Consider the following 18,866-nt stretch of genomic DNA (forward strand, 5'->3'; position numbering starts at 1 on the left):
CAGCTGTTGTAGAGCCAAGCCGATGTCAAAGCAGGTCCACGCCATGCGTGGATGCAGGCAGGGAGGAGTCGGGCGTGGGCCCGACGCTAGCGCTGGTGCAGCTGTAACCGTGTGTGGTCCCTTCCCCCGCGATCATGCCGACGCCACGCGACGGCTGCATGCCCTGCCGCGCGCACGATCGGCGATGGACCTCCTGGGTTTGCGGTGGCTGCCGATCGAAGTCGTAGCGCATGCGGCCGTCCTCCTGCAGCAGCCAATGCACGGTAACGCGCTCCTTCGTGCCATCGCCGAGGTCCCAATCCAGAGTGCGCATTATCAGGATCTGGCCATCGGGCAGTTCCCGGACTTCGTCATAGGCGCCCTGGGTCTTCAGGGCGCTCGCCGCAAGCAGCAGGAACAGCAGCATCCGCATCGATCCTCAAAGAAGACAGGATGTTCCCACTCCGCTCCAGGCAGCTATCAGAATCGTTGCGGATTACGGGCACTTCACCGCATACACCGGCCCGGCCCCGATCAGCATCAGCGCCATGTAGTCGCTGTCGCTGGCCTTGCCCTTCAGCGTCGCGCCCCTGTTGAAGTGGAAGATGCCGAAGCCGCCGGCCATGCGGATAAGCGCACTGTCGATCTGGTCGGCGTCGTCGCGGAAGTAGCGGCTGATCTCGCTGGACGTGGCCTTGTGCAGGGCATTGGGTTCGCGCTGCCACTGCTCGCCACGGCTGAAGGAAACGAAGTACTGGCCACCTTCCTTGTCGATGCGGAAGTCGGCGGGTTTGCGCGCGCTGGTGGCGAAGCAGCCCTGCAATGGGTCGGCGGAGAAGGGAAGCCGTGCATCGTCGCCGCAGGCAGTGAGCAGCAGGAGGGCACCGGGCAGCAGCAGGCGGAGCGTGCGCATGGGATGTCCCTACAGGGCAGGTGCGGCTAGTGTAGGCGGCATGCGGGCGTGGCCCGTACAGAAATTCGGCAAGAACACAGGGGTTTTTCGGATGGCGCAGGGCAAGGCACCGTGGTGCGGCGTGGTCAGTTGGCTGGGTATTGCAGCGGGGTGGGGGGCAGGCACCGTGGCGGCACAGGCAGCGGTCGCTGCGGGTGGCAATGGCATGGCCGCGGGGCTGGGCGTGGGCGTGCTGGGTGCGGCGCTGGTGGGTTGCGGCCTGGCGGTGGCCTCGCGCGTGCGCGGCGAGCGCTGGCCGTGGATCGGTATCGGCGGTGCGGTGCTGAGCGCGCTGCCGCTGCTGATGTACCTGCTGCGGATGATGTTGAAGCTCTGACTGTAGAGCCGAGCCCGTGCTCGGCTGATGGCCTGCGACAGCCGAGCATGGCTCGGCTCTACAGATTCGACCGCATTCGCGCAGGATCAGCTGCGGTGGATCTCCACCGTTACGTGCACCAGCTCTTCATGGATCGCCAGCGCGTTGCGCACGGTATCGGCATCCAGCGTGGCGTCACTGGTGACCACGCTGGCGCTGACCGCGTACTTGCCGCGACCCACCTGCCAGACGTGCAGGTCGGCCAGGCGCGCCGGCCACGGGCCCTGTTCGATCACCTCGCGTACTTCGGCCACCACCGGCGCGTCCATCTGCGCGTCGAGCAGGATGCGGCCGCTGTCGCGCAGCAGGCCGATCGCCCACACCGTGACCAGCACGGCGCCGACCAGGCCCATCACCGGGTCCAGCCAGGTCAGGCCCAGCAGCTTGCCGCCGAGCAGGGCGATTATGGCCAGCACCGAGGTGGCGGCGTCGGCCAGCACGTGCACATAGGCCGAGCGCAGGTTGAGGTCGTGACCGTGCGCATGGGTGTGATCGTGGTTGTGGCCGTGGTGATGGCCATGGTCATGCCCGTGGTGGTGATGCACGTGGCCCGGGCTGTCGTGCAGCCACCAGGCGCACAGCAGGTTGACGCCCAGCCCGACCGCAGCAATGGCGATGGCTTCGTTGTAGTGGATCGGTGCCGGTACCCACAGCCGCTCCAGCGATTGCACCGCCATCAGCGCGGCGACGCCAAGCAGGGCGATGGCGCTGGTATAGCCGGCCAGGATCTCGATCTTCCAGGTACCGAAGGCGAAGCGCGGGTCGTGCGCGTAGCGGCGCGCGCAGCGGTAGGCGAACACCGACAGACCCAGCGCCAGCGCGTGCGAGCTCATGTGCCAGCCATCGGCGAGCACGGCCATGGAGTTGAACCACCAGCCGCCGACGATCTCCACCAGCATCATGCTGACGGTGAGCCACAGGGCGCGGCGGGTATTGCGTTCGGCCAGCGGGTTGCCGTCGTCGAAGCGGTGTTCGTGGCGACGGGCGGCGGCGAGGGCATCCAGGTGCATGGAAAGACCAGAGGGTGGAAGGATACCCCCATAGGGTATACGATCCATCCATGGCCCATGTACACAAGAATCGAAAGCAGCTGCTGACCCGGGTACGCCGTATCGGCGGCCAGGTGGCAGCGTTGGAGCAGGCGCTGGACAAGCCCGAGGGTGAAGCAGGTGACTGTGCGGACGTGCTGGTGCAGGTCGCCGCCGTGCGCGGTGCCGCCCACAGCCTGCTGATGGAGCTGCTGCACGAGCACCTGCAGGAGCATGTGGTCGGCGCCGAAGACCCACAGCAGCGGGCGGCCGAGGCCGAGGTGCTGGTCGAGCTGCTGCGCCGCTACGGCAAATGAGCGGGTGTTGCCGGCCGCTGGCCGGCAACTGCAGGTTGCGTCCGAAGCTCACGCAGTTGCCGGCCAGCGGCAGGCACTACCCATGCCGGTGCCGCGCGTTCCAGATGTGCGTGGCAGCCAGCAGCAGGCTGCCGATGACCGTCATCGGTGTTTCCCAGTCGTGCGAGGGCAGCGCCAGCGCACCGGCCAGCAGCAGGCCGAGCCCGGCGCCGGCGGTGGCCCAGGCCAGCACCGGCAGCGGATGACGGCGTTCGGCCCGCCACAGCGCGTAGCCGGTCAGCGGCAGGGCGATGGCCACGAACAGCAGGTGGACCCATTCCGCTTCGGCCCACGTGCCGAACAGCGGCAGCGCGGCGGCAAGCAGCGGCAGTGCCAGGCAGTGCAGCAGGCACAGGCTGGACAGGGCGACCGCGCCGGCATCGAGCAGGGCGGCAGACGGCGACTTCATCAGGGGACGCTCCTTGCGAAGATAGTGTTATACAGTAACATTTCCGTTCCGCAGCCAACCTGCTCCGACATGAACACTGTTTCCCGCGCCGACCGTCGCCTTCCGGTCACCGTGCTGTCCGGCTTCCTCGGGGCCGGCAAGACCACCCTGCTCAACCAGATCCTGCGTAACCGCCAGGGCCTGCGTGTGGCGGTCATCGTCAACGACATGAGCGAGGTCAACATCGATGCACAGCTGGTGCGCGAGGGCGGCGCCGAGCTGCGCCGAACCGAAGAGACGCTGGTGGAATTCAGCAATGGCTGCATCTGCTGCACGCTGCGCGATGACCTGCTGCAGGAAGTGCGGCGCCTGGCCGACGCCGGTCGCTATGACTACCTGCTGATCGAGTCGACGGGCATCGGCGAGCCGATGCCGGTGGCGGCCACGTTCGCGGTACGTGACGAGCAGGGCTTCAGTCTGAGCGACATCGCGCGCCTGGATACGATGGTGACGGTGGTGGATGGCAGCGCGTTTCTCGCCGACTTCGGCTCCACGTTGCGCCTGGCCGAGCGCGGCCAGCAGGCCGGGCCGGATGACGACCGGGGGGTGGTCGACCTGCTGTGCGAGCAGGTCGAGTTCGCCGACGTGATCGTGGTCAGCAAGGTCGACCAGGTGGATGACGACGTGCTGCAGGACACGCTGGCCGTGTTGCGCGGCCTGAACCGCGACGCGAAGCTGCTGCTGTCCCGCTTCGGTGATGTTCCCCTGGCCGAGCTGTTGGACACCGGCCGCTTCGATTACGAGCGTGCGCAACGTGCGCCGGGTTGGGTGAAGGAACTGCGTGGCGAACACACGCCCGAAACCGAGGAGTACGGCATCGCCAGTTTCGTCTACCGCTCGCGGCGACCGTTCCATCCCGCGCGTTTCGCCCACGCGCTGCAGTCGGGGATGCCCGGCGTGATCCGCAGCAAGGGCTGGTTCTGGCTGGCCAACCGGATGGACTGGGTGGGCGAGCTGAACACCGTGGGCGCCGCGACGCGGACGCAGGCGGCGGGGTTCTGGTACGCCGCGCGTGATCGCGTGCGGGCTGGGCTGGAGGACACCGCGCCATTGCTGCCGCCCACGCCACTGCCGTACAGCGACCTGGGCTGGGCGCGGCAGCAGGCCGACTGCTGGAGCGCTCCGTTGCCGGGTCTGGAAGACTTCCCGGATGCGGCCGCGCATTCGGCGATGCAGCGGCTGTGGCACCCGCTGTGGGGCGACCGCCGCCAGGAGCTGGTGGTGATTGGCGTGCACATGGATGAGCGCGCGGTGCGTGCGGAGCTGGACGCGTGCCTGCTCAACGATCAGGAACTGCGTGCGGGGCCGCTGCTGTGGCAACAGCTGCCGCAGGCATTCCCGGTGTGGAAGCGGTGACGGTGCACTGAGGATCCATGGGTTGCCGGCCAGCGGCCGGCACTACCCCTGGTCGATAGGCCACGCGTGGATGGATGCATGGCGGAGTCGAGCATGGCTCGACTCTACAGTGCGATCCGTTGCGGACAATCCTGTAGAGCCGAGCCGACGTTCGGCTGCTGCAGCAGGTCCACGCTTGGCGTGGATCTACAAGCCGTCACGCCACTGCCAACCCCCGGTGCCCACCTGCAGCACGTGGGTCGGCCGCAACGCCTGCAGCAGGTGCCGGTCGTGGCTGACCATCATCAGGGCACCCGGCCACGCCGCCAGCAGTTCTTCCAGTGCCTGCAGTGCGCTCAGGTCCAGTGCGTTGCCGGGCTCGTCCAGCAGCAACAGCTGCGGTGCGGGGTCGGCATACAGCACGCTGGCCAGGGCGCCCTTCACCCGTTCACCATCACTGAGGCTATGGGCTGCCCGCTGGATGCGCTGCGCGTCCAGCCCGAGCAGGGCCAGCCGTGTGCGCAGTTCACCCGCATCCGCCACCGGGTTGGCGGCCTGCACGGTGTCGAGAATGCTGCGTTCGCCGGACAATCCCAGCAGCTGCTGGTCGAGCAGCGCCAGTGGTGCATGGCGCTGCACGATGCCGCTGCGTGCAGGCAGCTGGCCGGCCAGCACGCGCAGGAGCGTGGACTTGCCACTGCCATTGTCACCGACCACGGCGATGCGCTGGCCGCGGCGGATCTCCAATTGCAACGGTGCACTGCAACCCTGCGGCAGCACCAGCGACTCCGCCTGCAGCAGACGTGCGTTGCCGCGTTCACCGTCACCGGCGAACAGCGCCAGCTCCGGCGCGGCGTGAACTGCCGAAGCCGCTGCGCGCAGCTGGTCGGCGCTGGCCTGAAGACGATCGGCCTGTACCTGTTGCGCGCGCCCGTGGCTGGCCTCTGCACGCTGTTTCTGCCGGCCAAGCAGGATCGGTGCCTGGTTGGCCTGCTTCGCATCGCGATTGCCACGTGCCTGGCGCTGCTGCTGGCGTTCGTGCTGCTCGCGCGCGCTGCGCTGTTGCTGCCGGTGCTGGGCGCGGGCGTGGTCGAGCTGTGCGGCGGCCGCTTCGCGTTCGGCGGCCCGCGCGTCGGCGTAGTGCTGCCACGGCCCGCCATAGCGATGCAGCCCGCGCGCGTCGAGCTCGACGATCTGCTGCATCTGCGCCAGCAGCTCGCGATCATGGCTGATCACCAGCAGGCCGCCGCGCCACTGCTGCAACCGTTCGTACAACTGTTGGCGATGGCGGCCATCGAGGTGGTTGCTGGGTTCGTCCAGGATCAGCCAATCGGCGCCGCTGGCCCAGGCGCCGGACAGCGCCACCTGCATGGCCTGGCCGCCACTGAGACGCGCGGCGGGTTGGGCGGGATCGAGATCGTCGGGCAGGCGGAGCGCCTGCCATTGCTGCTGCAGGCGCTCGCGCAGATCCCAATGGTCGCCGACGCAGGCGAAGTCGGCCTCATCCACGCTGCCGGCTTCGATGCGTTGCAGCGCGGCCAGTTCCGCGCCGACGCCGGCCAGTTCACCGACCGTGCCGGCGGGGGGATAGCCGGGCGTCGGCAACAGGAACACGCGGCCGCTGCTGCGCACCTGCCCGTTCTCTGGCCGCACCCGACCGGCCAGCAGGCGTGCGAGCACGCTCTTGCCGGTGCCATTGGCACCGACCAGACCGGTGGCGACCGGATCGAAGGAAAACGACAGATCGGAAAACAGCGGGCGGCCGTCGGCCAGCCGATACGACACGCGATCGAGCGTGAGGGAATGTGTGGTCATGCGACCTCCATGGCTGCCGGGTTCTCCCCTGCGCGCAGGGGCGGGAAGAGTCAGGCCGTCTGTTGGGAAGACGGCGGCATCAATGGCGCATTGGTCGCGAGCCTCTGGGAGGAATGAGCGGCCAGTATAGCGGGGTTGGCTGAATGGTCGGGTTGGCACCGCCGAGCATGGCTCGACTCTACAAGAAGCATCCACGCATGGCGTGGATCTACGGTGGGCCGGGCATGCGGTGGATCGATCGCGGCTACGGCACGGTGTCCAGGCGGGCGCCGACGAAGTCGATGAACACCCGCAGCTTCGGCAATACGTGTCGGCCCGACGGCCACAGCAGGTGGAAGGTGCCGCAGGAGTGCACATGATCCTCCAGCACGGTGACCAGGCGGCCGTCGGCCAGCGCATCGCGTACCGAGTGCACCGGCACGAAGGCCAGGCCGGTATCGCGCAGCGCCAGCGCCACTCGCGCCTCGATGGTGTTGGCCACCATGTGCACCGGCAGCTCCTGCGGTGTTTCGTGGTCGGGCCAGTGGATCGGCCACGGCTCCAGCTTGCCGGTGCTGGGGAAGCGGTAGTGCAGCAACGTGTGCTGCAGCAGGTCGGCCGGCGTGCGTGGAACGCCGCGACGCTGCAGGTAGCCCGGCGAGGCGACGACACGCCGCGGGAATACCCCCAGCCGGCGTGCGTTCATCCGCGAGTCGCTGGGTTCGCCAACGCGCAGCACCGCATCGAAACCTTCCTCGATGACATCGACCAGCCGGTCGCTGAAATCCAGGTCGAGGCGGATGTCCGGATACGCGGCCATGAATTCGGCCATCAACGGCAGGGTGAGGTCGCCTACCAGTGGCAGGCTGATCCGCAGCGTGCCGCTCGGTGCAGCGTGCGGTTGCGCCAGTTCGGTGCGCGCGGCATCGCGTTCGTCGAGGATGCGCCGGCAGCGCGCCAGGAACAGCTGGCCCTCGGCGGTGAGGGTGATGCTGCGCGTGCTGCGGTGGAACAGGCGCACGCCCAGTGCGTGCTCCAGCCGCGCAACGCACTTGCCGGCGGCCGATGCGGAGATGCCCTGCAGGCGCCCGGTCTCGACGAAGCTGCGGGTGTCGGCGGCGTGGACGAAGGTCTGCAGGTTGGCGAGGTTGTCCAAGACTGACATGGGCGTACCGGCAATGAAAACGGCAGGGTAGGGGCGGGTGATCGCGGCACGCGGCGCGGCCATCGCAACACTGTGGTGCGGGGCCTCGGGCAGCCCTTGCGGCGTTGCAGTTCCGGGCATGATGCCGATTGCGGACTGCACGGTCCATGATGCCCGGAGCGGCAACCGGCTTTTTGCAGCGCCGCGCGCTGCCTAACGTGGCGGGCCTCTCCCCACGGATCACCATGATGAATGCCGCTCTTTCCCTTGAACCTGCACCGACGCTGCCTTCGGTGCAGCGGCTGCTGCAGCAGGTCCATCCGTTGCGCCTGGTTGGTGCGGTGGTGCTGGTGCGCGAGCACGGCGTGCTGCGCCATGCCAGCGCGAGCGGGCTGGCCGATCGCGAGTCGGCCAGGCCGATGCAGCGCGATCAGCTGTTCCGGCTGGCATCGGTCAGCAAGCCGTTGCTGGCCACGGTGATCCTGCGCCTGGTGGCTGAAGGCGTGCTCGACCTCGACGCGCCGGTGCAGCGCTGGCTGCCGGACTTCCGCCCGGCGCTGGCCGATGGCAGCACGCCGCCGATCAGCCTGCGCCAGCTGCTCAGCCACAGCAGCGGACTGGGCTATCGCTTCCTGGAGGCGGATGCGGAGGGACCCTACGCGCGCGCTGGCGTCAGCGATGGCATGGACGCCAACCCGTTGACCCTGGCCGAGAACGTGCGCCGCATCGCGCAGGTGCCACTGCTGTTCGCACCGGGCAGCCAGTGGCTTTACTCGTTGGGCGTGGACGTGGCCGGTGCGGTGGCCGAAGCCGCGACCGGTGAAACGCTGCAGGCGCTGTTCCAGCGCCTGCTGGCTGCCCCGTTGCGCCTGCGCGACACCGCGTTCGTTGCGCGCGATGCAGAGCGGCTGGCCACGCCGTATGTGAGCGACAGGCCGCAACCGCATCGCCTGCAGGAAGGCGAGGTGGTCGCACCTTTCGAGGGAACGCTGGGCATCGAGTTCAGTCCCGCGCGTGCCACCGACGCCAGTCGGTTCGCTTCGGCCGGCGCCGGCCTGGTCGGTACCGCCGATGAGGTGATGGCGGTGCTGGAGGCTTTGCGCGACGTGCAACGCTCCGGCCTGTTGCCGCCCGCGCTGGCGGCGCAGATGGCCAGCCCGCAGGTGGGCGAGCAGGGGCCGCCGGAACCGGCCGGCTGGGGCTTCGGGCTGGGCTTTGCGGTACTGCGCGATGCCGCCGCCAGCGGCACACCACAGCGCGAAGGCAGCTGGCGCTGGGGCGGTGTCTACGGGCACAGCTGGTTCGTCGACCCGTCGCGTGGGCTGAGCGTGGTGGCGCTGACCAACACCCTGTACGAAGGGATGGATGGCGTTTTCGTCGATGACCTGCGCGATGCGATTTATGCCGACCTGGGGGCAACGCGATGAGCGGCCATGCCATCGATGCCGCCAGTCCGGCCGGCGAGGCCACGCGCCTGCCGTGGGCGGGCCTGCTTGCCTTGGCCGGTGGTGGCTTCATCACCCTGTTGACCGAGACCCTGCCGGCGGGTGTGCTGCGGCCGATGGGCGAAAGCCTGGGCGTGAGTGATGCGGCGGTCGGCCAGCTGGTGAGCGTGTATGCGCTGGGTTCGGTGATGGCAGCACTGCCGATGACCGCGCTGACCCAGCGCCTGCCACGGCGTCCGCTGCTGCTGGCGGCCATCGCCGGCTTCGTGGTGGTCAATACGCTGACCGCGTTGAGCAGCAGTTACGCGCTGATCCTGGCTGCGCGCTTCCTGGCCGGTGTGAGCGGTGGATTGCTGTGGTCGCTGGTGGCTGGCTACGCCGCACGCATGGTGGTGCCGTCGCTGCAGGGACGGGCCATCGCAGTGGCGATGGTCGGTTCGCCGCTGGCGCTGTCGCTGGGGGTGCCGGCCGGAACGCTGCTTGGCCAGCAGATCGGCTGGCGCTGGGCGTTCGCGTTGATGAGCGTGCTGGGTCTGCTGCTGCTGGCCTACGCGCGCTGGGCGTTGCCTGCGCTGCCGGCCGCTGGGGCCGGGCAACGCACTTCGCTGGCGACCGTGTGGCGCCTGCCCGGTGTACGCAGTGCGCTGCTGGTGATGGCGCTGTACGTGCTGGCGCACAACGTGCTGTACACCTACATCGAGCCGCTGGCCGTCGACGCGGGTGCCGGTGCGTGGCTGGACCGGCTGTTGCTTGCTTTCGGCATGGCGGCGATTGCTGGCATCGCGATGGCCGGCTGGGGCGTGGATCGCTACCTGCATGCGCTGGTGTGGGCGGCGGTGATCGGTTTCATCGTTCCGGTGCTGGCCTTGCTGGTGTGGCCAGGCGTGGCGAGCGCGCTGCTGCTGGCGACGATCCTGTGGGGCGTGGCGTTCGGCGCCGTGCCGACCCTGTTCCAGACCGCCTTGGCACGGCGCGCCGGGGCCGCTGCGGACCTGGCGCAATCGATGCTGGTGACCGGCTGGAACCTGGCCATTGCGGCCGGCGGCGTGGCAGGCGGGGTGCTGCTGCAGGCCAGCGGCCCACGCCAGCTGGGATGGCTGCCGTTGCTGTTGCTGGCGGTGACCGCCGCGTGGTTGCTGGCACGGCCGAAGGCGTGGGCGTAGCTATTGATCAGTGATGACGCGGTGCCGGCGAGCGGCCGGCACTACCGTGGGCCTTGCTTTTGCCTTGCTAATCCAGCGGTACCTGCTCGATCGGCACGCTGCGCGGGTTCTGCATGTGTTCGCGTGCAGCGCCGTACTGCTGTTGCCGCTTCTGATGGAAGGCGACGAACTCATCGCGCGGCAGCGGCCGCGAGAACAGCCAGCCCTGTCCGAATTCCACATGCCGGCTGTGCAGGTAGGCCAGCTGCGCTTCGGTTTCCACGCCCTCGGCCACCACCCACAGGCCCAGCTCCTTGGCCATGTCGATGATGTGCGGCGTGACCGGGCTGGTGGCGCTTTCGGTACCGATCGCATCGATGAATGATTTGTCGATCTTCAGCGCATCCAGTGGCAGCTGCTGCAGGTATTGCAGGCTGGAGAAGCCGACCCCGAAATCATCGATGGCCACGCTGTGGCCGGCGCGGCGGGCGGCGGCGAGCATGGTGCGCGCGCGGTCCAGATCGAGGAAGCCACGTTCGGTGGCCTCCATCCAGATCTGCTGCGGCAGGATGCCGCTGCCGGCCATGTGCCGGGAGATCATCTTCAGGGCGCGACCGCTGCTGATGTCTTCGGCGGCGAGGTTGATCGCGATGTGCGCGCTGCGGTCGGCGACCAGCAGCTCGCGCATGTCGCGCACCACGTTCTCGATCACCAGGTCGGTGACGTCGGCGATCATGCCGGCCTCTTCGGCCAGTGGAATGAACAGGTCAGGGCGCACCTGGGTGCCATCCGGGCGTTGCCAGCGCACCAGCGCCTCGGCGCCGACGCAGATGCCGGTGTCCAGTTCGATGATCGGCTGGTAATGCAGGTACAGCTCGCGGCGACGGATGGCGGTGGCCAGTTCGCCGCGCAGGGAAAGGCGGCGCCGCGACAGCCAGATCACCAGGCCGGCCCCGGCGGCGGCCAGCAGCAGGCCCGCCGGCACGTACAGCCAGGCCTGTTGGCGGAAGGCCGCGGCAAGCGCGGTGCGCGGTGTAGTGGCGACGGCCAGCCATTCCTCGTTGCGCGCGGTAGCGAACAGCGTGGTGTGGTCCAGGCCTTCGCCCGGGTCGCGCAGCAGTGCCTGCAGCAGGTCCGGATCCAGGCCGGGCTGTTTGGCCAGCAGGCGTCCATCGGGGCTGGCCAGTGCCAGCCGCACATTCGGGTCGGCGATGACATCGACGAAGCGGCGTGGGTCCACCAGAGCGTCGTAGGACCCATACAGGATCGCCAGCACCTGGCGTCGCCCGCTGATTTCCGGGCGCACGTCCACTGCGATGCCGGCGCCGTCGCTGGTGACGTGGTCCGGCCTGGGCTGATCCACATCCGACAGGAACGGCCCCCAGGAGGTGCAGCGCAGCTTGCCTCCTTCGAAGTAGCCCATCTGGTCAATCGATGGGGTGGTCATTACCAGGGTCTGCATGCGCCGGATGTGCTCGGGGCTGCAGGACACGTAGGCACCGGCTTCGGCGGATTTCAGCGCCGCCAGCGCCTCCTGGTAGGACAGGTCGGAGCGGCGCAGGGTGCGATCGGCGATGTCGCGCAGGCGCTGCTGTTCGACGCTGACCGCGCGGTCCCAGGTGGCGTAGGCCATGACCGCGATCGGCACCGCAGCGGCCAGCAGGGCCAGTGCGGTACCGCCGATGATGACGCGCAGGCGGCTCATGGCCGGGGCTCCAGCAGGGCGGGCGGGGCAGGGCGCATGGTCGGGCCGGTCCTTGGGCAGGTGCGGCTATCTGAGCATGGCACCGGGCCGGGCGGAATGGGATCAATACGGTATTCGGTCACATTGTGGTGAAAGCGGCCTGCTTTGACGCAATGGGGCCGTCTGGCGCTGGCGCTCGGCGCCGCGGAGGACTACCGTCGAACGCTTCGCCCGCCCCTTCCCGCGCCCATGACCGAGCCCGCCACGCCCCCCGAGCACCTGCGCCGCAGCCTGTCCAACCGCCACCTGCAACTGATCGCCATCGGCGGTGCCATCGGCACCGGCCTGTTCATGGGCTCGGGCAAGACCATCAGCCTGGCCGGCCCGTCCATCGTCTTCGTCTACCTGATCATCGGCGCGATGCTGTTCTTCGTGATGCGTGCGATGGGCGAGCTGCTGCTGTCCAACCTGCAGTACAAATCCTTCATCGACTTCTCCACCGACCTGCTCGGCCCGTGGGCCGGGTTCTTCTGTGGATGGACCTACTGGTTCTGCTGGATCGTCACCGCGATTGCCGACGTGATCGCGATTGCCGCCTACGCACAGTTCTGGTTCCCCGGGCTTGAGGCCTGGAAACCGGCGCTGGCCTGCGTGATGCTGCTGCTGGCGTTGAACCTGGTGACGGTGAAGCTGTTCGGTGAAATGGAATTCTGGTTCGCGCTGATCAAGATCGTGGCGATCTGTGCGCTGATCATCACCGGCGCCGGGCTGGTGGCGTGGGGCTTCACTTCACCCAGCGGCCACACCGCGTCGCTGTCGAACCTGTGGAATGACGGCGGCATGTTCCCGATGGGCCTGGTCGGCTTCTTCGCCGGGTTCCAGATTGCGGTGTTCGCCTTCGTCGGCATCGAGCTGGTCGGCACCACCGCCGCCGAAACCGCCGATCCCGAGCGCAACCTGCCCAAGGCAATCAACTCGATCCCGGTGCGCATCATCATCTTCTATGTGCTGGCGCTGATCGCGATCATGGCGGTCACCCCGTGGCGCCAGGTGGTGCCGGACAAGAGCCCGTTCGTGCAGCTGTTCGTGCTGGCCGGCATTCCCGCCGCCGCCAGCCTGATCAATTTCGTGGTGCTGACCTCGGCCACGTCCTCGGCCAACAGTGGCATCTTCTCCACCAGCCGCATGCTGTACGGCCTGGCCGAAGAGGGTCACGCCCCGCGCGGGCTGTCGAAGTTGTCACGCGCTGCCGTGCCCGCCCGAGGCCTGCTGTTCTCGTGCCTGTGCCTGCTGGGCGGCACGCTGCTGATCTACCTGATTCCGAACCTGGTGACCGCCTTCACCCTGGTGACGACGCTGGCCACGGTGCTGTTCATCTTCGTCTGGTCGCTGATCCTGGTGGCCTACATGGCCTATCGCCGCCGCTACCCGGAGCGCCACGCTGCCTCGATCTTCAAGATGCCCGGCGGCGTTGCCATGTGCTGGGCCTGCCTGGTGTTCTTCGCCGCCGTGCTGGTGCTGCTGAGCCTGCAGGGCGACACCCGCCAGGCGCTGATCGCCAGCCCGGTGTGGTTCGTGCTGCTGGGCGCGGGGTATTGGGTGCGCCGGAGGGCCGCGAAGTGATCCGAAGTGGGGTCAGATCCCGTTGCTCAGCAACGTGATCTGACCCCGGCAGGTCGCGGGACCCACCCCGCCTCCTCGCGGGAAAACGGCTGTTGCTGTTGAGGTTGCCGGCCAGCGGCCGGCACTACCACGGGTGCAGGGCGCAGCCCTGCCAACCGCCCATTCACCCAACATTCGCGGGCGCGGCCGGATCATCCGGCCGCCATGTTCCATCGACCTCTCCTGCTTGCACTGGTGCTGCTGCCCATCCTGTGGCCCGGGATGGCTGCCGCGCGCACGGTCTATCGCTGCGTGCAGGGCAACACCGTCAGCCTGGCCACCGCACCGGAGCCGGGATCGCGGTGCACGCCGAAGGAGATCGACGACAACGCCATCCAGGCCCCGAACCTGTGGGGCAACATGGGCGTGTTCAGTGGTGTGCTGTACGAGCGCGAGCAGGACGGCGTGCTGGTCTATTCCACCCGCAACCTGCCCGGCTCGCGGGTATTCCTGAAGTTCACCGTGGCCACGCCGCCGGGCGAGCCGGCGCACGAGGGCCTGGGCAAGGTCGGCAAGCCGCAGCTCGCGCAGCACGCCAGGCAGTTCAAGGCCGCGTCCAAGGCCACCGGCGTCGATGATGCCTGGCTGCGTGCCATCGCCCATGCCGAAAGCAATTTCGACGCGCTGGCGGTATCCAGCAAGGGCGCACAGGGCGTGATGCAGTTGATGCCGGAGACCGCACAGGAATATGGCGTGCGCGATCCGTTCTCGCCGCAGCAGTCGATCGAGGGCGGCGCACGCTACATGCGCGCGCTGCTGCGCCGTTACAACGGCGATCGCCCGTTGGCGGCGGCTGCCTACAACGCGGGCATCGGTGCGGTCACCCGCTACAAGGGCGTGCCGCCCTACGCCGAAACCCTGGCCTATGTGGACAAGGTGATGGCGCTGTACGCGCGCTACCGCGAAGCGATGGGCATCCGCACCGAAGTGCCGGCGCGCTAGCGGATGGTGCTGCCTGCACGTGGCGTTGTAGAGCCGAGCCGATGCTCGGCTGCGCCAATTGCAGCCGAGCATCGGCTCGGCTCTACACAAAAAGCCGCTCAGCGCGAGGTGGAAGTGCTGACCAGGTCGTAGCGCTCGATGCGGCCGACGCGTGCCACCTCCGCCTGCACGTCGGCACGCTGCTTGAGTGCACGCCACGCGGCATCGATGCGCACATCGCCCGGCAATGACGGATAGGTGCGCATGTCCTGCAGGCTGGCCAGGGTTTCACCGCGTTCAACCGGCGAGCGCAGCTGTTCGATCAGCACGGCGGCGGCACCGTCCAGGTCGCCTTCCTCCAGCAGCATTTCGCGATGGAACAGGCGGGCATCGTCGCGCTGGGCCAGGATCACCGCGCGTGCTGCATCGCGCGCCTTGGCATCGCCGCGCTCGCGGGCGGCGGCGAACTGCAGCAGCGCCTGTGCGGCCTTGCCGTAACCGGCGAGGCCCGGCATGTCATTCACTGCCTGCGCAGCGTCCTGCATGCGCCCCAGCGAACTGAACACGAAGCCGACATTCATCTGGTGCTCGACACCATCCGGGCCGAGCGCGCCGATGCGGGCGGCCTGTTTCGCCGTGGCCAGTGCCTCATCGGTGCGGCCCAGCCGGCGCAGTGCGGTGAGCCGGCTGTTGAGCAGCCAGGCCACCCATTCCGCCTCCGCAGCGGCAGGCGATTCGCCGTTGCTGGCGGCACCGGCCATGCCCTCGGTCAACGACAGCACTTCCTCGTTGCGGTCCAGCATCAGCAAGGTGGTGCTGAACTCGGCCATGCGCGCGTCCAGTGCGCGGTCGAGCAGGCCGGAAACACGCAGTTCATCGAGGTGGCGCTGTGCCGCCTGCACCGGATCGAAACGCGCGTCACCGCGATCGACATAGCGATCAAAGCGCTTGTCGCTGCGCAGGCGGATGATCTCGGCCGGGCTGTCGATGCGCGCCAGCGTGGCCGGAATGCTGTCGCCACGGCCGTTGTCGGCCTGCAGCGTGGCCAGCGCCAGCCACAGCCCGGTGGGTTCCAGGCCGCCACTCTTCCAGCCGTTGTCAAACAGCGCCTGCAGCAGGTCCATGCGCTTCTGCGGCTGCTCACGCAGGCGGTACTGCAGGTAGTTGATGGCGTGGTGATCGATCGGCAGCGGTGCGTCGGCGTGCTGCAGTGCCTTCACCAGGAAAGTGGTGGCTGCGGCCGGCTGGTTGTCCGACAGTTCCACCGACACCTGGGTGAGCAGGATCTGTGCATCCTCCGGCAGGGCCTCCTGCGCCCGCTGCAGGTAGCGGCGGGCCTGGTCCGGCTTCTTCTGCATCAGCGCGGTCCAGCCGGCGACCTGCGAGGCGCGGCCGCGATGCTCGGCATCGAAGTCGTCCAGCAACGGATCTTCCATCAGCCGCTCCATGCTGATCAGCGCACCCAGCGTGTTGCCATCGCGTGCCTGCTGGATGGCTTCATCCCAACGCGTGGCGTACGCCGCGTGTACTGCATCGGCGGTGGCCGATGGCTTCTGCGGGGCCACCGTGATCGAAGCGGAGGCGGGCGCGCTGGCCAATGCGGCCAGCAGCAGGGCGGTGAGGGGGAGAACGCGGGGCATGGAGAATCTCCATCCGTGGGAACCGCATTGAACCTGCTACGGCCAGCGAGGACAAGCACGACGAAGCGAATCCTGGTGTTCAGCCGCATGATCGGCCGTGGCGGATCGCACGCGCAGCGTCTATTGTCGGTGCCTCTTCAAGCAGCAGGCAGAGGCAGCGCAACACGATGGCACGGTGGCAATGGATGGCGGCAGGGGTGGCGTTGGCAACGGCGGTGGGCTTGGCTGCAACCTGGTGGGATACCCCGCTGAAAACGCTGGCCGGCCCTGCCGGCCCGGTGCCCACGCCGCTGGCCTGGACCGCGCAGATCGAGCCGCTGGCCGGCGATGGTCACCCCGGCGACCGCGACGGTGCGTCCGCGCAGGCGCGCTTCGCCGACCCGTATGCACTGCTGCGCGGCACCGATGGCAGTGTCTATTTCACCGATGCCGGTGACAACAACCGGATCCGCCGCCGCCTGCCCGATGGCCGCGTTGAAACCGTGGCCGGGCAGGGCGAGGGCCGTATCGATGGCCCTGCGCTGCAGGCCAGCTTCAATACGCCTTCGGGCATTGCCGGCGATGCGCAGGGCAACCTGTACGTGGCCGACACGGGCAACCATGCGATCCGCCGCATCGGCACCGATGGCCAGGTGACCACGCTGGCCGGTGGTGAACAGGGCTTCGCCGATGGCCCTGCCATGCAGGCCCGCTTCGATGCACCGATGGGCGTTGCGGTGGACGCGCAGGGCCAGGTCTACGTGGCGGACACGTTCAATGACCGCATCCGGGTGATCGGTACCGATGGCAGTGTGCGCACCCTGGCCGGTGGTGATCGGCCAGGCTTTGCCGATGGCGCGGGCGCCGCTGCGCGTTTCGATACGCCGGTGGCGCTGGCCTTCGACGCGCAGGGTGCGTTGCTGGTGGCCGATCTGTTCAACAACGCCGTGCGCCGGGTGGGCGCCGACGGCACGGTCAGCACCGTGGTTGCCCCCGGTGGCGTGATCAATGGGCCGCAGTCGCTGGCCACCACGCACGACGGCGTGCTGTACGTGGGCGATCTCGATGGCCGCATCGTGCAGGTGACGCCGCAGGGCCACCAGATCGCACTGGTCGGCAATGGCCGCCTGCCGCGCCTGGCCCGCCCCAGCGGGTTGGCGCTGGAGGCCGATGGCAGCGTGCTGGTGGCCGACGCCGCAGGCTACCGCCTGCATCGTCTGCGTCCGCTGCCGGTGGGCGAACTGCCGGCGCCGGCACTGGTCGGCCCGGCCGCCGATGCCGCGCTGCCGAAGACGGGCGGCCGTTGGCCGCTCGCACCGCAGGACGGCTGGCACGAAGTGGTCGGCACCCTGGGTGAAGTGCGCGGCAACTTCAGCGGTGAGAGCCGCCACCACCTGCATGGCGGCTTCGACGTGCGCGGTGATGTGGGCCAGACCGTGCTGGCGATTGCCGATGGCAAGATCAGCAGCCCGGTGGCGGCCTGGAACCTGGGCGAGCAGGCCGAGGGCCTGGCGGTGGACCGCCTCAAGTACATCCACATGCGTGTCGGCCGCACCCCGCGCGATGTGCCGTTCGACGCGCGCTGGCAGGCGCTGTATGACGAGCAGGGCAAGCTGCAGCGGATGCGCGTGCGCCGTGGCATGCGCATCCACGTGGGAGACCGCCTGGGCAGCATCAACAACCAGGCGCACGTGCACCTGGCGGTGGGTACCGGTGGCTTCGAGACCAACGCGGTAGCGCTGGGCTTCCAGGGCTACGCCGACCACTTCGCACCGCGCATCACCGATGTGGCCCTGCTGGACGACAACGACCAGCCGATGGCCGCCGGCAGCGATGGCGTGGTGATGGTTGCGCGGCAGGGGCGTGGCGTGCAGATCGTGGTGGAGGCCTGGGACCAGGTCGACAACAATCTGCCACGACGCCGGCTGGGCATGTACCAGGTGGGTTACCAGATTCTCGATGCTACGGGACATCCGCTGCAGGGCTACGAGCAGCCGCGCTGGAACATCGTGTTCAACCGCATGCCGCCGCAGCGGGAAGCGGTGCGCGTGGCCTACGCACCGGACAGCGGCATCACCGTGCATGGCAGCGCGGTGACCCGGTTCCGCTACCTGGCCACCAACACCGTGCGTGATGGCCTGATGGAAACCGGGCGCTGGCAGCCGGCGGCGTTGCCGCCGGGCGAGTACATCGTGCGTGCCAGCGTGCGCGACTACAGCGGCAACGAAGGCGTCGGCCCGCGCGAGATCAGAGTACGGCTGCTGCCATAGCCGCAGCCGGGGCGCCGCAGCGTTCGCGCTCGGCGTCCATGTCTTCCAGCGGCCGCACTTCGATGCTGCCGAAGCGTGCCCACGGGAAGTCGCGGGCGATGCGCATGGCGTCGTCGCGGTCGCGCGCCACGATCAGGTTGAAGCCGGCCAGCAGCTCGCGGGTTTCGGCAAACGGGCCATCGAGCACGCGGCTGTGTCCATCGCGCACGCGCAGGGTCTGTGCGGTATCGACCGGCTGCAGCTTCTGGGCGGCCAGCAGCGTGCCTTCGGCCTGCAGCTTGTCGGCGTGGGCCAGGCAGTCGCGCATCAGCGCGTTGAATTCTTCGGTGGGCAGCGCCTGCAGCAGGGCAGGCTCGATATAGATCAGAAGCAGGTACTGCTGCATGGCGTGGTCCTGGCGGGGGCGGGGGACCATGATGGCGCAGGATGGCGCGCGGGCATGTTGCAGCGCGGAAGCGCGCCTTCGGCGGGGGGCGGCGAACGGCGGAGCCCCTCCGTGGTGGCGCTACAGCGTGATTCTTGGGCTTGGCCGGGTGGGTAGGCGGGTCGGGGGACGCCGTAAACCCATCCATGAAGTGACCCCCGAGACTTGGACGGTGGGGTCAGGCGGCTGCTTGGGCCTGTTCCCGGTACTTTACCGGGCTTAGTCCCTTCAATTTCAATCTGATTCGCTCTTGGTTGTAGTACTTGATGTACTCCACCAGCCCGGCC

18 protein-coding genes are annotated in these 18,866 nt (G+C 68.5%); 8 read left to right on the forward strand and 10 right to left on the reverse strand.

Going from position 1 to position 18,866, the window contains the following annotated elements; translation table 11 throughout:
- Positions 1-25: 25 nt before the first annotated feature.
- Positions 26-406 (reverse strand): hypothetical protein, encoded by a 381-nt coding sequence (locus tag AC5P7X_RS17895; protein WP_070490103.1) that lies wholly within the window; start codon positions 404-406, stop codon positions 26-28.
- Positions 407-475: 69 nt separating this feature from the next.
- Positions 476-892 (reverse strand): hypothetical protein, encoded by a 417-nt coding sequence (locus AC5P7X_RS17900; RefSeq protein WP_070490089.1) that lies wholly within the window; start codon positions 890-892, stop codon positions 476-478.
- Between the two features lie 91 nt (positions 893-983).
- On the opposite strand from AC5P7X_RS17900, the gene AC5P7X_RS17905 reads away from it, so the two are divergent.
- Positions 984-1,268, forward strand: a complete 285-nt coding sequence (locus AC5P7X_RS17905; protein WP_053498999.1) for a hypothetical protein — start codon at positions 984-986, stop codon at positions 1,266-1,268.
- 86 nt (positions 1,269-1,354) lie between these two features.
- Here AC5P7X_RS17905 and dmeF read toward each other — a convergent pair whose 3' ends face one another.
- Complete coding sequence (gene dmeF / locus AC5P7X_RS17910) at positions 1,355-2,317, reverse strand: CDF family Co(II)/Ni(II) efflux transporter DmeF (protein WP_495215236.1); 963 nt, start codon at positions 2,315-2,317, stop codon at positions 1,355-1,357.
- Positions 2,318-2,367: 50 nt separating this feature from the next.
- Here dmeF and AC5P7X_RS17915 point away from each other — a divergent pair, with 50 nt between their 5' ends.
- Positions 2,368-2,652, forward strand: coding sequence for a metal/formaldehyde-sensitive transcriptional repressor (locus AC5P7X_RS17915; RefSeq protein WP_106550496.1), 285 nt, complete (start codon positions 2,368-2,370; stop codon positions 2,650-2,652).
- A 76-nt stretch (positions 2,653-2,728) separates the two neighbouring features.
- Here AC5P7X_RS17915 and AC5P7X_RS17920 read toward each other — a convergent pair whose 3' ends face one another.
- Entirely contained in the window at positions 2,729-3,100 is a 372-nt protein-coding gene (locus tag AC5P7X_RS17920) for a MerC domain-containing protein (RefSeq protein WP_138953128.1), read from the reverse strand.
- 69 nt (positions 3,101-3,169) lie between these two features.
- Between AC5P7X_RS17920 and AC5P7X_RS17925 the strand changes: the two genes are divergently transcribed.
- Positions 3,170-4,495, forward strand: a complete 1,326-nt coding sequence (locus tag AC5P7X_RS17925) for a GTP-binding protein (RefSeq protein WP_346607805.1) — start codon at positions 3,170-3,172, stop codon at positions 4,493-4,495.
- A gap of 186 nt (positions 4,496-4,681) precedes the next feature.
- Here the strand turns inward: AC5P7X_RS17925 and AC5P7X_RS17930 are convergent, their stop codons facing one another.
- Complete coding sequence (locus AC5P7X_RS17930) at positions 4,682-6,289, reverse strand: ATP-binding cassette domain-containing protein (protein WP_235642935.1); 1,608 nt, start codon at positions 6,287-6,289, stop codon at positions 4,682-4,684.
- Positions 6,290-6,533: 244 nt separating this feature from the next.
- Entirely contained in the window at positions 6,534-7,433 is a 900-nt protein-coding gene (locus tag AC5P7X_RS17935; protein WP_032953875.1) for a LysR family transcriptional regulator, read from the reverse strand.
- A 227-nt stretch (positions 7,434-7,660) separates the two neighbouring features.
- Between AC5P7X_RS17935 and AC5P7X_RS17940 the strand changes: the two genes are divergently transcribed.
- Complete coding sequence (locus tag AC5P7X_RS17940) at positions 7,661-8,839, forward strand: serine hydrolase domain-containing protein (protein WP_495215237.1); 1,179 nt, start codon at positions 7,661-7,663, stop codon at positions 8,837-8,839.
- Positions 8,836-10,020: an MFS transporter gene (locus tag AC5P7X_RS17945; protein ID WP_005415081.1), complete on the forward strand. Its 1,185-nt coding sequence runs from the start codon at positions 8,836-8,838 to the stop codon at positions 10,018-10,020. Before AC5P7X_RS17940 ends, AC5P7X_RS17945 begins: the two co-directional genes overlap by 4 nt.
- 67 nt (positions 10,021-10,087) lie before the next feature.
- Here AC5P7X_RS17945 and AC5P7X_RS17950 read toward each other — a convergent pair whose 3' ends face one another.
- Positions 10,088-11,704: an EAL domain-containing protein gene (locus AC5P7X_RS17950; RefSeq protein WP_005415082.1), complete on the reverse strand. Its 1,617-nt coding sequence runs from the start codon at positions 11,702-11,704 to the stop codon at positions 10,088-10,090.
- A 228-nt stretch (positions 11,705-11,932) separates the two neighbouring features.
- On the opposite strand from AC5P7X_RS17950, the gene cycA reads away from it, so the two are divergent.
- Together cycA and AC5P7X_RS17960 are read left to right on the forward strand one after the other, a co-directional pair.
- Positions 11,933-13,306, forward strand: coding sequence for a D-serine/D-alanine/glycine transporter (cycA, locus tag AC5P7X_RS17955; protein ID WP_005415083.1), 1,374 nt, complete (start codon positions 11,933-11,935; stop codon positions 13,304-13,306).
- Positions 13,307-13,510: 204 nt separating this feature from the next.
- Positions 13,511-14,287 carry a lytic transglycosylase domain-containing protein gene (locus AC5P7X_RS17960; RefSeq protein WP_053499015.1) on the forward strand — a complete coding sequence of 259 codons (777 nt, stop codon included), beginning with the start codon at positions 13,511-13,513 and terminating at the stop codon, positions 14,285-14,287.
- 98 nt (positions 14,288-14,385) lie between these two features.
- Here AC5P7X_RS17960 and AC5P7X_RS17965 read toward each other — a convergent pair whose 3' ends face one another.
- Positions 14,386-15,906 (reverse strand): tetratricopeptide repeat protein, encoded by a 1,521-nt coding sequence (locus AC5P7X_RS17965; protein ID WP_053499016.1) that lies wholly within the window; start codon positions 15,904-15,906, stop codon positions 14,386-14,388.
- Positions 15,907-16,073: 167 nt separating this feature from the next.
- Here AC5P7X_RS17965 and AC5P7X_RS17970 point away from each other — a divergent pair, with 167 nt between their 5' ends.
- A complete protein-coding gene (locus AC5P7X_RS17970; RefSeq protein WP_372485238.1) occupies positions 16,074-18,155 on the forward strand; it encodes a gluconolaconase in 2,082 nt (693 codons plus the stop codon).
- Here AC5P7X_RS17970 and AC5P7X_RS17975 read toward each other — a convergent pair.
- Complete coding sequence (locus tag AC5P7X_RS17975; RefSeq protein WP_053499021.1) at positions 18,133-18,540, reverse strand: YciI family protein; 408 nt, start codon at positions 18,538-18,540, stop codon at positions 18,133-18,135. The genes AC5P7X_RS17970 and AC5P7X_RS17975 overlap by 23 nt on opposite strands.
- 217 nt (positions 18,541-18,757) lie before the next feature.
- Positions 18,758-18,866 (reverse strand): IS3 family transposase (locus AC5P7X_RS17980; protein WP_308140878.1); only part of this gene is annotated, 109 nt, incomplete at its 5' end.

It is taken from the genome of Stenotrophomonas sp. YJH_SMC_53, from assembly GCF_059369995.1.

What these genes read in the sequence shown, in the direction of transcription:
- AC5P7X_RS17895 (WP_070490103.1), bottom strand. Translation starts at nt 406, where the DNA reads ATGCTGCTGTTCCTGCTGCTTGCGGCGAGCGCCCTGAAGACCCAGGGC.
- AC5P7X_RS17900 (WP_070490089.1), bottom strand. Translation starts at nt 892, where the DNA reads ATGCGCACGCTCCGCCTGCTGCTGCCCGGTGCCCTCCTGCTGCTCACT.
- AC5P7X_RS17905 (WP_053498999.1), top strand. Translation starts at nt 984, where the DNA reads ATGGCGCAGGGCAAGGCACCGTGGTGCGGCGTGGTCAGTTGGCTGGGT.
- dmeF (WP_495215236.1), bottom strand. Translation starts at nt 2,317, where the DNA reads ATGCACCTGGATGCCCTCGCCGCCGCCCGTCGCCACGAACACCGCTTC.
- AC5P7X_RS17915 (WP_106550496.1), top strand. Translation starts at nt 2,368, where the DNA reads ATGGCCCATGTACACAAGAATCGAAAGCAGCTGCTGACCCGGGTACGC.
- AC5P7X_RS17920 (WP_138953128.1), bottom strand. Translation starts at nt 3,100, where the DNA reads ATGAAGTCGCCGTCTGCCGCCCTGCTCGATGCCGGCGCGGTCGCCCTG.
- AC5P7X_RS17925 (WP_346607805.1), top strand. Translation starts at nt 3,170, where the DNA reads ATGAACACTGTTTCCCGCGCCGACCGTCGCCTTCCGGTCACCGTGCTG.
- AC5P7X_RS17930 (WP_235642935.1), bottom strand. Translation starts at nt 6,289, where the DNA reads ATGACCACACATTCCCTCACGCTCGATCGCGTGTCGTATCGGCTGGCC.
- AC5P7X_RS17935 (WP_032953875.1), bottom strand. Translation starts at nt 7,433, where the DNA reads ATGTCAGTCTTGGACAACCTCGCCAACCTGCAGACCTTCGTCCACGCC.
- AC5P7X_RS17940 (WP_495215237.1), top strand. Translation starts at nt 7,661, where the DNA reads ATGAATGCCGCTCTTTCCCTTGAACCTGCACCGACGCTGCCTTCGGTG.
- AC5P7X_RS17945 (WP_005415081.1), top strand. Translation starts at nt 8,836, where the DNA reads ATGAGCGGCCATGCCATCGATGCCGCCAGTCCGGCCGGCGAGGCCACG.
- AC5P7X_RS17950 (WP_005415082.1), bottom strand. Translation starts at nt 11,704, where the DNA reads ATGAGCCGCCTGCGCGTCATCATCGGCGGTACCGCACTGGCCCTGCTG.
- cycA (WP_005415083.1), top strand. Translation starts at nt 11,933, where the DNA reads ATGACCGAGCCCGCCACGCCCCCCGAGCACCTGCGCCGCAGCCTGTCC.
- AC5P7X_RS17960 (WP_053499015.1), top strand. Translation starts at nt 13,511, where the DNA reads ATGTTCCATCGACCTCTCCTGCTTGCACTGGTGCTGCTGCCCATCCTG.
- AC5P7X_RS17965 (WP_053499016.1), bottom strand. Translation starts at nt 15,906, where the DNA reads ATGCCCCGCGTTCTCCCCCTCACCGCCCTGCTGCTGGCCGCATTGGCC.
- AC5P7X_RS17970 (WP_372485238.1), top strand. Translation starts at nt 16,074, where the DNA reads ATGGCACGGTGGCAATGGATGGCGGCAGGGGTGGCGTTGGCAACGGCG.
- AC5P7X_RS17975 (WP_053499021.1), bottom strand. Translation starts at nt 18,540, where the DNA reads ATGCAGCAGTACCTGCTTCTGATCTATATCGAGCCTGCCCTGCTGCAG.